We start from the raw sequence: 14,562 nt of genomic DNA, 5'->3' as shown, positions 1-14,562 counted from the left end.
AGCGGGCCCCTGGCATATTTCCAGGCCCCATGAAAAAGCCCGCAGCGACGGCGGGCTTTTTCAGCAAGCAAGTGCAGGGCTCAGATCGGGCGACTACCGTACTTGTTGTCAGGCTTCTTGGGCGGATCAGCGACCACGTTGGCCTCCACTTCCTGCACCTTACCGCCCCGGGCCAGGAACTCTTCCATGGCCTTGGCGAGCGCATCACGCTCCTTGTTCTTGGCCTCTACGCTCGGCAACTCGTCGACCGACACAGCCGCCTTGGCCTTGCCTTTGGCGGTAGGGGCCGGGACATCGGCACCGTCGTCGTCGGCAACGTCTTCAGCCGCCGCTTCCAGGCCCTCTTCGGCCTCGTCTTCGTCGCCTACTTCGAGGTCGTCGTTTTCCAGATCATCGTCGCTCATGTTCTACCTCATGACTTGCGAAAAGCAGATTAGTTATAGCCCAGCTTCGCCATCTGTTCGAAGGCTGCCAGAAAAAATTCAAATACCCGCCGACAGTCAGCGGTTATGCCCCTTCACCGTACAGGGTGGCGAGGACTTTACGAGCACCGCCATGATCACGGTGCTCGCCCAGATAAACACCTTGCCAGGTCCCCAACGCCAGCCGTCCCGCCGTAACCGGCAGACTGAGCTGGCAACCAAGCACACTGGCCTTGAAGTGCGCCGGGAGGTCGTCCAGGCCTTCGTCGTTGTGCTCATAGTCGGCGGCTCCTTGTGGGATCAGCCGATTGAAAAATCGTTCGAAGTCTCGACGTACCGCCGGATCGGCGTTCTCGTTGATGGTCAACGAAGCCGAGGTGTGCTGCAGCCACAGATGCAACAGACCGACACGACATGCCCGGAGTTCAGGCAGGCCGGCGAGCAGCTCGTCCGTCACCAGATGAAAGCCCCTGGGCCGCGCCCGCAGGGTTATCAACGTCTGTTGCCACATACAGATCTCCGCACGTTCGGGGCGCATTCTAGCGCGCTCTGGAAAAAAACAAAGAGCCTAATATTCCCCCTTCGATGTAAGACTTTAGCGGTAGAAAAGCCCATGTCGCATCGACGACAAAAGACTCCGCAAAACCGGCACGTCCTGCCAACAATGACAAATCCCAGGCAAAAAAATGCCCGGCAAGCCGGGCACTTTTTTTCGCGTGTACTTACAAGTTGTAGCCGCGCTCGTTGTGTTGGGCCAGGTCCAGGCCGACCGCCTCTTCTTCCTCGGAGACACGCAGACCCATGACCGCGTCCAGCACCTTGAGGATGATGAAGGTGACGATCGCGGTGTAGATCACCGTGAAGCCAACACCTTTGAATTGAACCCACACTTGCGCGCCGATGTCGGTCACGGTGCCGAAGCCGCCCAGGGCCGGGGCCGCGAACACGCCAGTCAGGATCGCGCCGAGGATACCGCCAATACCGTGCACGCCGAAGGCATCCAGGGAGTCGTCATAGCCGAGCTTGCGCTTGAGGGTGGTGGCGCAGAAGAAGCACACCACGCCTGCCGCCAAACCGATGACCAGGGCGCCCATCGGGCCCACGGTGCCGGCAGCCGGGGTGATCGCCACCAGGCCAGCGACCACACCCGAGGCAATGCCCAGTGCGCTTGGCTTGCCGTGGGTGATCCACTCGGCAAACATCCAGCCCAGGGCCGCCGCAGCGGTCGCGATCTGGGTCACCAGCATCGCCATGCCGGCGGTGCCGTTGGCGGCGACAGCGGAACCGGCGTTGAAGCCGAACCAACCGACCCACAGCATCGCAGCGCCCATCAGGGTGTAACCCAGGTTATGTGGCGCCATCGGCGTGGTCGGGAAGCCTTTGCGCTTGCCCAGTACCAGGCACGCTACCAGGCCAGCGATACCGGCGTTGATGTGCACCACGGTGCCGCCGGCGAAATCCAGCACGCCCCAGTCCCACAGCAGGCCACCGTTACCGGACCAGACCATGTGCGCGATTGGCGCATACACCAGGGTGAACCACACGCCCATGAACACCAGCATGGCGGAGAACTTCATCCGCTCGGCAAAGGCACCGACGATCAGGGCCGGAGTGATGATGGCGAACGTCATCTGGAAGGTGACGAACACCGCCTCAGGGAACAGCGCCGCAGGGCCGGTGATGCTGGCCGGGGTGACACCCGCCAGGAACGCCTTGCCGAGGCCGCCGATGAAGGAGTTGAAGTTGACGACGCCCTGCTCCATGCCCGTAGTGTCGAACGCGATGCTGTAGCCGTAGATGACCCACAGAATGCTGATCAGGCCGGTAATGGCAAAGCACTGCATCATCACGGAAAGAAGGTTTTTCGACCGAACCATGCCGCCGTAGAACAGCGCCAGGCCGGGAATGGTCATGAACAGTACGAGAATGGTGGAAGTCAGCATCCAGGCAGTGTCGCCGGAATTCAGGACGGGGGCTGCCGCTTCTTCCGCCATGGCCAGGCCAGGCATTATCAAGGACAACAGGGCTCCTAGCCCTGCGAATTTACGCAGAGTCATTTTGTTTTCTCCTGGGGCGTTGGGTTTGGGCGGCTTAGATGGCGTCGGTATCGGTTTCGCCGGTACGGATGCGGATAGCCTGTTCCAGATTGACCACAAAGATCTTTCCGTCACCAATCTTGCCGGTGTTGGCGGCCTTGGTGATCGCTTCGATCACCTGGTCGAGGTCCTTGTCGTCAATGGCGACATCGATCTTGACCTTGGGCAGGAAATCGACCACGTATTCCGCGCCACGGTACAGCTCGGTGTGACCTTTTTGCCGACCGAAGCCTTTGACCTCAGTAACGGTAATGCCCTGCACGCCGATTTCGGACAGCGACTCGCGCACGTCGTCCAATTTGAACGGCTTGATGATGGCAGTGACTAGCTTCATGAAACTTTCTCCCGAATTGGTGGACTTGCCCCAGGAAAACAAACCCGACTCAAGTCTAAGCGCAGTGCCTGGCTTTGTAACGCGTCGTCGGCCCAAGTTGCCCGACCAGCGCCAGTTAACCGCTCCTGGCGAAGCTCCCCGCTTCGCCTGGCTGCACTGCATTCGTCACAGCGACTGCATCAGTGCATGGGTCATCAGCCTCTAAGCAGAAACCTTGCCATCTGTGCCAAACCCCCTTGTTTTCAGTCGCTTACCCGCTTCGCATCGCCTGCGATGCACCGCGAACCGCAGTGATACGCACAACAACAGTGCGACAGCGTCCGACCCGGTGCGCAAAAAGCGTGCATCGCCACCGGCAAATTTGACTATAGACACTGCGTGATACACTGCCGCCATCGTTTTTCAGGATTGTTGCCATGCTCGCGCCCAAAGACCTCCTCGACGCCCTCAGCGGCCACGCCTCCCGCCTCTTGAGCGGCGACACCCCGCTGCCTAAAAGCGAAATCGAAAGCCAGTTCAAGGCCTTGTTGCAAAGCGGTTTCAGCAAGCTGGACCTGGTGAGCCGGGAAGAATTCGACAGCCAGATGGTCGTACTGGCCCGGACCCGGGCACGGTTGGAGAGCCTGGAGGCGAAGGTGGCGGAGTTGGAGGCGCGACTGGCGCCAGAAGCGCAATAGACCACTATTCGCTGCGGGGCGGTGCGCCGGGCAGATGCCCCGGCGCATTCAACCGATGGACTCAGAGACGGAAACGGCCAACCAGTGCATTGAATGACAGGGCCAGGTTTGACAGCTCCTGGCTCGAAGCATTGGTCTGGTGCGCCCCAGCCGCGGTTTGGGTCGAGAGATCCTGAATATTGACCAGGTTACGGTCGACCTCGCGGGCTACGTGGGCCTGTTCCTCGGACGCCGTTGCAATCACCAGGTTACGGTCATTGATCTGCGCGATGCCCTCGGCGATCTGCTCCAAGGCCTCGCCGGTGGCGCGGGCCAGGCTTTGGGTCTCGGTCACCAGCGCCTGGCTCTTGCCCATGGCATCGACCGCACTGTCAGCGCGGCTCTGCACCGCATGGATCATGCCTTCGATTTCCCCCGTGGATGCCTGGGTGCGTGCCGCCAGGGCGCGAACTTCATCGGCGACCACCGCAAAGCCGCGGCCCTGCTCCCCCGCACGGGCGGCCTCGATGGCTGCGTTGAGCGCCAAGAGGTTGGTTTGTTCGGCAATCCCGCGGATCACATCCAGGACCTTGCCGATATCGCGGACCTGCACGGCCAGGTCCCGAACCAGGCCGGTGGAGGAAGTGATTTCCTGGGTGGCATTGTCGATCGCCTGCACCGCGCCACGCGCTTGATCGCGCCCATCGCTGGCCCGGGAACTGGTCGATTGCGAGGCCTGCGAGGTGGAAACCGCATTGCGCGCCACTTCTTCGACCGCCGACGTCATCTCGGTCACCGCCGTGGCCGCCTGCTGGATCTCGTCATTCTGCCGCGTCAAGGCTCGGCTGCCATTGTCGGTCACCGCCGTCAGTTCCTCGGCGGCGGAAGCCAGTTGATCCGAAGCACTGGCAATCTGCTGGATCGTGTTTTTCAAACTTCCCTGCATGTCGCCCAAAGCCTTGATCAATTGACCCGCTTCGTCGCGACGGCTACTGGTGATGTGCTGGGTCAGGTCGCCTTGGGCGATGCGCTGCGCACAGTCGACCGCCACGGCAATCGGCCGACTGATCAAGCGGCTGATGAACAGGCCAAGCGACAGGGCCGCGATAAACGCGATGACGATACCGCTGTACAACACCGTCCTGGCCGACGCTTCCTGGCGTACGGCGGCCTGGGCATCTTCGCTGATCTGACGGTCATTGGAGTCGATCATGAGGGTCAACTGGTCCATGACCTTGCGATAGGTCTTCTGCAAATCACCCAGCAACAAGATGCGCCCGTTTTCCAGGTCCCCGGCCGCCATCAGCGCCAGGTATTGCTGCACCATGGCCTGGTAGACCGGCCAGTCACGCGCCATCTGGTCACCGGCAATGCGCTCATCCTCGGCCAACGGGCCCTTGCGGTACTCGGCGAAAGCCTGTTCGCTGGCCAACTGGTTGGCTTTCATCGAGGCGAGGAATTCATCCTTCACGCTCTGTGGGGCATTACCGGCAGTGGCGACATACAGCCGGTACATGTCACGCGTCTGGCCAACCGCCTTGGTCTTGGTCTGCGCCGTATTGGCAACCGAAACCAGATTATTGTTGAACACCACCTGCAAGCGCGCCGAGAGCGCGGAAACACCGCTGATACCGAGCATGCCCACGGCGAGCGTGATCAGGGCACAGAGGAAAAACGAGGTGATCAGTTTGGTCGAAAATCTTGCGTCGTTGAGCCAGTTCATCAGCGGACCTTCGCGAAACAATGGCCCTTTGCCATGTCTATCGAGGGAATGCTAATCACCCGAAAGATTGGCCACCATGCAGGCAATCGCATGACCTCTTGGATTATTCAACGAAAATGCGTCGACATCCGGCCCTGCAGTGTCAATCCCCCATGGCCCGTAGGCATGGATCCTGATCGAGCGCCATCGGCAGCTCCAGCACAAACAACGCCCCCTGTCCCGGGCCCGCACTCTGCACCGTCAGTTCGCCGCCCATTTCATGCGCCGCCAGGATGCAGCTATGCAAGCCAAAGCCATGGCCATCGACCCGCGTGGTAAAACCATGCTCGAACACCCGCGCCAGGTTGTCGCTGGCAATCCCTTCGCCGTTATCCTCGACCTCGACCCGCACGCGCTGGTTGTCGACAGCCTTGAGGCGCAGGATGATCCGCGACGGTCGATCCTTGACCGAGTCGAGCGCCTGTCTGGCGTTGTTGATCAGATTGATCAGTATCTGCAACACCTTGTGCTTGTCCAATGCCATCACCGGGATGTCGCGGAACTCCTTGACCAGCGTCACGTGATGGCGGACCAGGGACACCTCGCAGATCCGCACCACATCCTCGATGAGTTCGCGTAGCGAACCCGGCTCCAGCACGCTGGAATTACCGGCATAGGACTGCTGGGTGGCGACAATCTCCTTGATGTGGCCGATGCAGCGGGTCAACTGCGCGAGCTCATTGATCATGCCCTGCTGCTCGGTAGCCAGCGCCTCGGCCAGCTTGCCGAGATAGTCCGGTAGCGCACGACCCTTCGGGTCGCGGCTGATGAAATTGCCGAGATCATCGGCATGGTCCTTCATCAATTGCACGACCTTGGCGACTCCCTGCCCCTTGGAGGTATGCACCTTCTCGTACAAGACCTGGGCCGATACGTTGACGCTATTGAGCACATTGCCCACGTTGTGCAGCACGTTGGTGGCGATTTCCGCCATGCCGGCCCGGCGCGCGGTGGTGACCAGTTCGGCCTGCGCTTCGCGCAACTCATCGTTGACCTGGGCCATTTGTTGCGGACTGGGAATTTTCAGGGCGGCGGGCACCAGCCGGATCAGGAGAATGGCGGTAATGACCGAAGCCACCGCCGTGATCACCTTGACCAGCGCCGACAGCCAATAATAGGGCTGCCAGATCGTCAGGATTTCCATTACATGGCTGGTGCCGCAGGCCAGGATGAACACGCCGAAGGCCGCCAGCATCCAGTCGAACGGCACGTCCTTGCGCTTGTGGATGAAGTACAGGAGCGTGAAAGGAATGGAGACGTAGCTCAGGGTGATCAAGCTATCCGCGATCACGTTGGTCCACAGCAGATCCGGCCGCCACAAATAGCAGTGCCCGTGGGGCATGAAGCGGTTATCGGTTAACAGAGCCAGCAGATCGTTCATGGCCACTTCCTCGCTGTGCCGCTACACCGCCAAGTCGACTGGACAAATCTCAGCTTAGCAGAGGGCTGGACGGGACAAATCCAGGCGGTCGGAAGAACCGATCACGGGTGGACACCAGTCACTGGCGCAACATCCTGCGAAGATTTGCCCCCTCGACGAGGCCGCTTGGACACCGTGCCGCGACTACCCTTCAAGAGCCGCAGGACGCGGCACCCTATCCACTCAAGGAACGATCCATGTCCCTCTCCATCGTCCACAGCCGCGCCCAGGTCGGGGTCGAGGCGCCAGCCGTTACCGTTGAAGTCCACCTGGCCAATGGCTTGCCGTCGCTGACGATGGTGGGCCTGCCGGAGGCGGCGGTGAAGGAAAGCAAGGACCGGGTGCGCAGTGCGATCATCAATTCGGGGCTGCAGTTTCCGGCGCGGCGGATCACCTTGAACCTGGCCCCGGCGGATTTGCCCAAGGATGGCGGGCGCTTCGACCTGGCGATTGCCTTGGGGATTCTCTCGGCCAGTGTGCAGGTGCCGACCTTGACCCTGGATGACGTGGAATGCCTGGGCGAGCTGGCCCTGTCCGGCGAGGTGCGACCGGTACGTGGGGTATTACCGGCAGCGTTGGCGGCACGAAAGGCCGGGCGCACGCTGGTGGTCCCCCGGGCCAATGCCGAGGAGGCGTGCCTGGCTTCGGGATTGAAGGTGATCGCGGTGGATCATCTGCTGCAAGCGGTGGCGCATTTCAACGGCCATACGCCGGTTGAACCCTACATTTCCGACGGTTTGATGCATGCGGCCAAGCCCTATCCGGACCTCAACGAAGTGCAGGGCCAATCGGCGGCCAAGCGCGCGCTGCTCATTGCCGCGGCGGGAGCGCATAACCTGCTGTTCAGCGGACCACCGGGCACCGGCAAGACCTTGTTGGCGAGCCGCCTGCCGGGGCTGCTGCCGCCCTTGGCGGAAAGCGAGGCCCTGGAAGTCGCGGCGATTCAATCCGTCGCCAGTTGCGTGCCGTTGAGCCACTGGCCGCAACGGCCGTTTCGCCAGCCCCACCACTCGGCCTCCGGCCCGGCGCTGGTGGGCGGCGGGTCAAAACCGCAACCGGGAGAGATCACCCTCGCCCACCATGGGGTGCTGTTTCTGGATGAACTGCCGGAGTTCGACCGCAAGGTACTGGAAGTCCTGAGGGAACCGCTGGAATCTGGGCACATCGTGGTTTCCCGCGCCCGTGACCGGGTGCGTTTTCCGGCACGTTTCCAGTTGGTCGCGGCGATGAACCCGTGCCCCTGTGGTTATCTGGGCGACCCCAGCGGTCGCTGCTCCTGCACACCGGACATGGTGCAGCGCTACCGCAACAAACTCTCCGGCCCGCTGCTGGACCGCATCGACCTGCACCTGACCGTCGCCCGGGAGGCCACGGCGCTGACCCCCAAGGGCGTCTCCGGGGACGATACCGCCACGGTCGCCGGGCAGGTGGCCGAGGCCCGGGACCGCCAGCACAGACGCCAGCGCTGTGCCAACGCCTTCCTCGATCTGCCGGGGTTGCGCCAGCATTGCAAGTTATCCACAACCGACGAAGCCTGGCTGGAAACCGCCTGCGAGCGCTTGACCCTGTCGCTGCGCGCCGCCCACCGCTTGCTCAAGGTCGCCAGGACGCTGGCGGACCTTGAGCAAGCCGGGCCGATCAGGCGTGAACACCTGGCCGAGGCCTTGCAGTATCGGCCTGCTACAACCTAAGGCTTGGTCAGGTCCACCAGGGGTGTCTCGCGCACCTCGGTTTTTTGCCCGCTCTGGATGGCGTCGATGCGCTTGAGTGCGTTATCCACAGCCCCCTTGTCCGCCAACAGGCTGTAGTGGATCTGGAATTGCTTGTGCTCTTTCGGCGCGATGGTCGGCACCAGGCCCAGCGGCCGTTGATAGCGACGGTTGTAGGAAAAACTGGTACCCGGTTCCAGCCCGGTCACGTAGCCCTGGCCCTGGGTGTCGGTGTTTTTCCACAAGGAGAATACGGGCAGCGTGCGGGTGTTGAAGCCCACCGACACCCCGAGGCTGCCGGCCTTGTTGTGCAACACCGTCAGCGTGTCGCCCTTGGCGTCGGCATAAGGCACGACGTTATAGACGGTTTCGTCGTAATCCTTGGTGGGCGCCCGGTAGGTCTGCCAATCGTGCAGATCACCCTTGGCCTTGTCGTTGAACGGCGAAACCTGTTTGACCGGTGCGGCGAAGCGGGCGCCCTGTTCCAGGAATGGGGTGCTGAAGTTGCTGTGGTAAAGCGCCTGGTATTCCTTCGGATAGTCGCCGTTGTTGGTCAGGGTGTCGTTGAGCGCGAAGGTCACGCTACCAGGCTCGGTGACCAGTTCGGTCTGTACCGAGAAATCGACCTTCTTGAAGGCCTGTTCCTTCAGTTCGCCCCGCAGGGTAATGGCGTACGGCGGCTTTTCATCGATGTGCAGGGTGACCTTGTTGGCCGGGATGTTGGCCGCGCGACCATGCAGGGTCAGCAGCTCGCCGTTGTCCATGCCGGGATGACCAACCCATTCGTAGCCGCAGCGGGTCACCAGTTCGTTGAACCCTTCAAGCCAGCCCAGGCCCCCCCGGCCGTTGAGCTCGATGAACGCCGGGTTGACCACTTCCTTGACCGGCGAATCCCAACCCATGCGCACATTCCCGACCGACGCCTGCAATACGTTCATCCCACGGGTCGGCACGACGGAAAGCTTCAGGGTGCCGTTGTCGATGTCGACGATGCTGACCCCCTCCTGTCGCCCGCCATGCAGCGTGCGCATCGTCACGGAAAAGGGCTTGTCGGTTTTCACGCCGAGTTGCTGACTGGTGATCTGCCAGGGCTGCGCGGCTTTATCGGTGTCGAGCAGAACGTAATCCCAGGCCATGGCATGGGAAGCAGCGCCCAGGGCGCCAAGGGTAACGAGGAGTTTGAGGGGAGTCATGGAGGCGACCTTTCTTGGAGTTGTGCGGGTTTTATAGACTTGAAGAAACGTTTCAGCAAGCTTAAAAACAGCAAATTCCTAAAAAAGGAAGGAGCCTACGGTCGAGGATTTTTTTTGTGAGAGCGCAGTACCGTGACGAGGGAGCTTGCTCCCGCTCGGCTGGTCCGACGCCTCAGGCGCAGCAGTCGCGAAACCAGATAATGCGGTTTACCTGAAGCCATGCAGGGGCCTGCTACGCAGGCCAGCGGGAGCAAGCTCGCTCCCACGTTGAAGCCATTGTGGGTGAGCAAGCTCGCAAAGACTGGAGCATCTCAGCGGAACCGATCGACCTCTTGGCGCAGGTCCTGGGCGAGTTTTTCCAGTTCCTTGGCAGTGATCGCCAGGTTCGAGACCACTTCGCGCTGCTCGCTGTTGGCCATGGCAATGCTTTGCAGGTTGCTGCTGAGCAACGTCGCGGTGCTGCTTTGCTCCTGGGTGGCGGTGGTGATCGCCGCGAATTGCTGCCCGGCCGAGCGGCTTTGCTCGTCGATACGCGCCAGGGCCGAGGCCACGTTGGCGTTGCGCGACAGGCCTTCCTGCATCAACAGGTTGCCCTGTTCCATGGTGCTGATGGCATTGCCGGTTTCCTGCTGGATGCTGTTGATCATGCCGGAAATTTCATCGGTGGCCTGACGCGTACGCGAGGCCAGGCTACGGACTTCATCGGCGACCACGGCAAACCCGCGACCCTGCTCGCCCGCGCGGGCGGCTTCGATGGCCGCGTTCAAGGCCAGCAGGTTGGTCTGCTCGGCGATGGAGGTGATGACACCGACGATGCCTCCGATTTCCTGTGAGCGTTGACCCAAGGTGTTGATGACCTTGGCGGTGCTGTCCAGCGAGCCGGCAATCTGCTCCAGGGATGCCGAAGCTTCACCCATCGAGGTACGACCGATCTGGGTTTGCTGGGCGTTTTCCTGGGCCAGGCGCTGGGTGTTGCCCATGTTGTCGGCGATGTTCAACGAGGTGGCGCTGAACTCTTCCACCGCACCGGCCATGCTGGTGATTTCGCCGGACTGCTGCTCCATGCCTTCATAGGCACCGCTGGACAGCCCGGACAAAGCCTGGGCGCGACTGCTGACCTCCTGGGAGGCCTTGCGGATGTGCTCGACCATGGTCGACAGCGCCTGGCTCATCTGGTTGAAGGCACGGGCCAGTTGGCCGATCTCGTCATGGCTCGATACATTCAGGCGCACGCTCAAGTCGCCGGCACCCAATGCTTCGGCCTGGCGCACCAGGTCGCCCAAAGGTGCCAGCTTGCTGCGCAGCAGCCACATGGCCGCACCTACCGCCAGCAACATCGCCAGCAAGCTGCCGATGGCCAGTTGAGTACCGACACTCCAGGTCACAGCACTGATCTCGGCCCTCGGCATGCTCGCCACCACCGCCCACGGCCCGCCTTCGAACGGCACGGCAACACTGTAGAAGTCTTCGGCAGTGTCGCTCCAGAACGCACCCTTGCCCGGCTTCCTGGCCAGGTCGACGATGGTTTTGCTCGCCTGATCCAGGGCTTGGACACCCGCCGGCGGCACCAGCCATTTGTTCTGCTCATCCAACAACGCCAGCGAACCGGTCTGGCCGATGCGGAAGCGCTTGAGGTTCTCGAACTGCGCATTCTGCGCATCGGTGTAATCGAATCCTACGTACAACACGGCAATGACCTTACCGCCGCTGTCGCGCACAGGGGTGTATTGCGACATGTAGTAACGCCCGAAAAGCAATGCGCGACCGATGTAGCTCTGGCCGGACATCACCGGGGCATACGCAGGCCCTGCCCGATCGAGCAAAGTACCGATGGCTCGCGTACCGTCCTGCTTGGTCAGGGACGTGCTGACGCGGATGAAGTCATCGCCACTGCGCACGAACACCGTCGCCACACCCGCCGTCATTTGCCTGAACTCATCGACTTCGTCGAAATTGTTGTTCAACACTTCGCTGCCCAGGGTCAGACTCGGGGCCTGCATGCCTGCCACCGCAACCGGCTGATCGGCGTGCACTTGCAAGCCCGCGCTGAAGCGTTTTTCGAACAGGCCGCTCAATCGCTGGGTGCTTTCACGCAGGGTACCGTGGAAGGTATTGAGCTGGTCGGCCATCAGCCGTGCTTCGCTGGCCAGGTGTTCTTCACGGGTGGCGAGGTTGGCAGCGTCCAGCGAGCGCAAGGCGAAGACGGTACTGCCGGTGATGACGACCGCCAGAATCACGGCGAGGGCAAGGCCTAGCTGTGAGGCAATCCGGGCACGGGGTTGAGACATGACGGCTCCTGGCCGAGACACCGGATCATCCTGATCACGTCGCACGCTCGGCATTGTATTCGATTAGGTGGGGTAGGCCCTTTCTGAACGAGGGTTCCATTTCACCGATTCGGCGGCAAAGGCGAATACTTGAGCGTCTCGGAAGGAATAATGTCAAGTGGCTAGCACGCAAGCTTCATCGATTCAGCCAAGACGCTCCACGACAGGTAATTGCATGGCCCTGACTTCGCTTTGGAGGAAGTCGCTCAAACGCCGCAAACGTTCACCTCCCGGCCGGGTTTTCGGCCACACCAGATAATAGTGCTCGCCGCTGGCGACAGCCGTTGGCCATGGCAGGCTCAGGCGGTCCTGGGCCACGTCTTCAGCGACCATCAGCAGGTCGCCCATGGATACACCATAACCCCGCGCTGCCGCGATCATGCCCAGTTCCAGCGTATCGAACACCTGCCCGCCCTTGAGCGAGACCTGGTCGGCCAGCCCCATGCGCTCCAACCACTTGCGCCAGTCCCGGCGGTCCGGCGTGGGGTGCAGCAACTCGGTGCCGGCCAACCGTTCAACGTCCCAGGGCGGATCGTTCAACAGGTTCGGCGCACCGACCGGGATCAGTTCCTCGGAAAACAACAAGCTGGCCTCCCAATCCCCAGGGAAATGCCCATTACTCAGCAGTACTGCACAATCGAAAGGCTCGGTATTGAAGTCCACCGAGTCGACGTCCATCCAGGCGCTGGTCAGTTGCACTTCATTGCCCGGCTGTAGATGCCGGAAGCGGCTGAGCCGCGCCAGTAACCAGCGCATGGTCAGGGTCGAGGGGGCCTTCATGCGCAGGATGCCATCCTCGCCATGCAAGGTATGGCAGGCCCGCTCCAGGGCCATGAAACCTTCGCGTACGCCTGGCAGCAGCAACCGCGCCGCCTCGGTCAGCTGCAAGTTGCGCCCGCTGCGCTGAAACAACCGACAGGCAAAGTGTTCTTCCAACGTACGAATATGCCGGCTGACCGCGCTCTGGGTAATCGACAGTTCTTCAGCCGCCCGGGTAAACGAGCTATAGCGCGCTGCCGCTTCGAATGCCCGCAGCGCATAAAGAGGTGGGAGACGACGCGACATGGGGAAAGCTCCTATAGCTTATTGGCGAACCCTACCAGAAACTCCCTCTACATGAGTTTTAATCATGCCAGCGATCTTTTTTATCCTTTTGTGCAAACCGCCAGGGCCGCCGAGAATCGTCGCTTTACTGCCTTGTTTGAATCTGGAGCGTGATGATCATGCAGCATCCGGTGCGTATTGAACTCTGGGCCATCCTGCGGCTGGCGGGGCCGTTGATCGCCTCGCAGTTGGCACACATGCTGATGGTGTTGACCGACACCGTGATGATGGCCCGCCTGAGTCCCGAAGCCCTGGCCGGCGGCGGGCTGGGGGCGGCCAGCTACTCGTTCGTCTCGATCTTGTGCATCGGCGTCATCGCGGCGGTGGGCACCCTGGTGGCGATCCGTCATGGCGCGGGTGATACGGTGGGCGCCACCCGGTTGACCCAGGCCGGGTTGTGGCTGGCCTGGTTGATGGCGCTGATAGCCGGGTTGCTGCTGTGGAACCTCAAACCGGTGTTGCTGATGTTCGGCCAGACCGAAGCCAACGTGGTGTCCGCCGGGCAGTTCCTGCTGGCGCTGCCGTTCGCCCTGCCCGGCTACTTGAGCTTCATGGCACTGCGCGGTTTCACCAGCGCCATCGGCCGGGCCACACCGGTGATGGTGATCAGCCTCGGCGGCACGGTGGCCAATTTCCTGCTCAACTACGCGCTCATCACCGGTCTGTTCGGCCTGCCGAAACTGGGCTTGATGGGGATCGGCCTGGTCACGGCCATCGTCGCCAACGGCATGGCCCTGGCGCTGGCCTGGCATATTCATCGGCACCCGACCTACCAGGCTTATCCGCTGCTGGCCGGCCTGTTGCGGCCCAATCGCCACTACCTCCAGGAACTGTGGCGCCTGGGCCTGCCGATTGGTGGCACCTATGCCGTGGAAGTCGGTTTGTTCGCGTTCGCCGCGCTATGCATAGGCACCATGGGCAGCACACCGTTGGCGGCCCACCAGGTTGCCCTGCAGATCGTTTCGGTGGCATTCATGGTGCCGGCGGGGATGTCCTATGCCATCACCATGCACATCGGCCAGCACTACGGCGCCGGCCAACTGCAAAGGGCGCGGCTGGCCGGACGGGTCGGCATCGGTTTTGGCGCCGCCGCGATGCTGACGTTTGCCATGATCTTCTGGCTGCTGCCGCACACATTGGTCGGCCTGTTCCTGGATCACAACGATCCAGCATTCAGCGAAGTGATCAACCTGGCCGTGAGCCTGTTGGCCGTGGCGGCGTGGTTCGAACTGTTCGATGGCACGCAAACCATCGCCATGGGCTGCATTCGCGGGCTCAACGATGCCAAGACCACCTTCCTGGTGGGCCTGGGTTGCTACTGGCTGATTGGCGCGCCCTCCGCGTGGTGGATGGCCTTCCACCTCGACTGGGGGCCGACTGGCGTCTGGTGGGGCCTGGCCCTGGGGCTGGCCTGCGCGGCAGTGGGCCTGACGCTGGCGTTTGAATGGAAGATGAAGCGGATGATTCGCAGCGAACCGGGGGAACAGCGTTTCGAGGCTATCAACGCTGCCGAAGCCAAGTGATCCCCTATGGGAGCAA

11 protein-coding genes and 3 pseudogenes are annotated in these 14,562 nt (G+C 61.8%); 3 read left to right on the top strand and 11 right to left on the bottom strand.

Translation table 11 applies throughout. The features are described from left to right. Positions 1–80: 80 nt before the first annotated feature. The 4 genes from sutA to glnK form a co-directional block, all read right to left on the bottom strand. The gene (sutA, locus tag N4Q37_RS09175) at positions 81–404 is read right to left on the bottom strand and encodes a transcriptional regulator SutA (RefSeq protein ID WP_092395066.1); all 324 of its coding nucleotides are present in this window, start codon (positions 402–404) and stop codon (positions 81–83) included. Positions 405–507: 103 nt separating this feature from the next. Further along, positions 508–933, bottom strand: coding sequence for a secondary thiamine-phosphate synthase enzyme YjbQ (locus tag N4Q37_RS09170; RefSeq protein WP_260957665.1), 426 nt, complete (start codon positions 931–933; stop codon positions 508–510). A 211-nt stretch (positions 934–1,144) separates the two neighbouring features. After that, entirely contained in the window at positions 1,145–2,479 is a 1,335-nt protein-coding gene (locus N4Q37_RS09165; RefSeq protein ID WP_260957184.1) for an ammonium transporter, read from the bottom strand. Positions 2,480–2,513: 34 nt separating this feature from the next. After that, positions 2,514–2,852: a P-II family nitrogen regulator gene (gene glnK / locus N4Q37_RS09160; protein WP_260957182.1), complete on the bottom strand. Its 339-nt coding sequence runs from the start codon at positions 2,850–2,852 to the stop codon at positions 2,514–2,516. Positions 2,853–3,268: 416 nt separating this feature from the next. On the opposite strand from glnK, the gene N4Q37_RS09155 reads away from it, so the two are divergent. Then, positions 3,269–3,529: an accessory factor UbiK family protein gene (locus tag N4Q37_RS09155; RefSeq protein ID WP_260957180.1), complete on the top strand. Its 261-nt coding sequence runs from the start codon at positions 3,269–3,271 to the stop codon at positions 3,527–3,529. A 61-nt stretch (positions 3,530–3,590) separates the two neighbouring features. Here N4Q37_RS09155 and N4Q37_RS28085 read toward each other — a convergent pair whose 3' ends face one another. From N4Q37_RS28085 to N4Q37_RS09145, 3 genes and pseudogenes are all read right to left on the bottom strand, one after another. After that, a complete protein-coding gene (locus tag N4Q37_RS28085; protein ID WP_449301160.1) occupies positions 3,591–4,454 on the bottom strand; it encodes a methyl-accepting chemotaxis protein in 864 nt (287 codons plus the stop codon). Continuing rightward, positions 4,449–5,231, bottom strand: a pseudogene (locus tag N4Q37_RS28080) (MCP four helix bundle domain-containing protein); the annotation flags it as partial. The pseudogene N4Q37_RS28080 and the gene N4Q37_RS28085, both read right to left, overlap by 6 nt. 142 nt (positions 5,232–5,373) lie before the next feature. Next, positions 5,374–6,651 carry a sensor histidine kinase gene (locus tag N4Q37_RS09145; protein ID WP_260957176.1) on the bottom strand — a complete coding sequence of 426 codons (1,278 nt, stop codon included), beginning with the start codon at positions 6,649–6,651 and terminating at the stop codon, positions 5,374–5,376. Positions 6,652–6,887: 236 nt separating this feature from the next. On the opposite strand from N4Q37_RS09145, the gene N4Q37_RS09140 reads away from it, so the two are divergent. Beyond that, complete coding sequence (locus tag N4Q37_RS09140) at positions 6,888–8,381, top strand: YifB family Mg chelatase-like AAA ATPase (RefSeq protein ID WP_260957173.1); 1,494 nt, start codon at positions 6,888–6,890, stop codon at positions 8,379–8,381. Here the strand turns inward: N4Q37_RS09140 and N4Q37_RS09135 are convergent. From N4Q37_RS09135 to N4Q37_RS09125, 4 genes and pseudogenes are all read right to left on the bottom strand, one after another. Beyond that, complete coding sequence (locus N4Q37_RS09135) at positions 8,378–9,592, bottom strand: aldose 1-epimerase family protein (RefSeq protein WP_260957171.1); 1,215 nt, start codon at positions 9,590–9,592, stop codon at positions 8,378–8,380. The two genes, N4Q37_RS09140 and N4Q37_RS09135, sit on opposite strands and share 4 nt — an antisense overlap. 311 nt (positions 9,593–9,903) lie before the next feature. Beyond that, positions 9,904–10,491 (bottom strand): annotated as a pseudogene (locus N4Q37_RS28075) (methyl-accepting chemotaxis protein); the annotation flags it as partial. Between the two features lie 315 nt (positions 10,492–10,806). Then, a pseudogene (locus N4Q37_RS28070) lies at positions 10,807–11,721 on the bottom strand (Cache 3/Cache 2 fusion domain-containing protein); the annotation flags it as partial. Positions 11,722–12,063: 342 nt separating this feature from the next. Continuing rightward, positions 12,064–12,984, bottom strand: coding sequence for a LysR substrate-binding domain-containing protein (locus tag N4Q37_RS09125; RefSeq protein ID WP_260957167.1), 921 nt, complete (start codon positions 12,982–12,984; stop codon positions 12,064–12,066). Between the two features lie 158 nt (positions 12,985–13,142). Between N4Q37_RS09125 and N4Q37_RS09120 the strand changes: the two genes are divergently transcribed. Next, a complete protein-coding gene (locus N4Q37_RS09120) occupies positions 13,143–14,546 on the top strand; it encodes a NorM family multidrug efflux MATE transporter (protein ID WP_260957664.1) in 1,404 nt (467 codons plus the stop codon). Positions 14,547–14,562: the final 16 nt, after the last annotated feature.

It is taken from the genome of Pseudomonas citri, from assembly GCF_025336485.1.
GTDB classification, from domain to species: domain Bacteria; phylum Pseudomonadota; class Gammaproteobacteria; order Pseudomonadales; family Pseudomonadaceae; genus Aquipseudomonas; species Aquipseudomonas citri.
The sequence above is the reverse complement of the archived record's forward strand: the minus strand, read 5'-3'. Positions and strand labels throughout refer to the sequence as shown.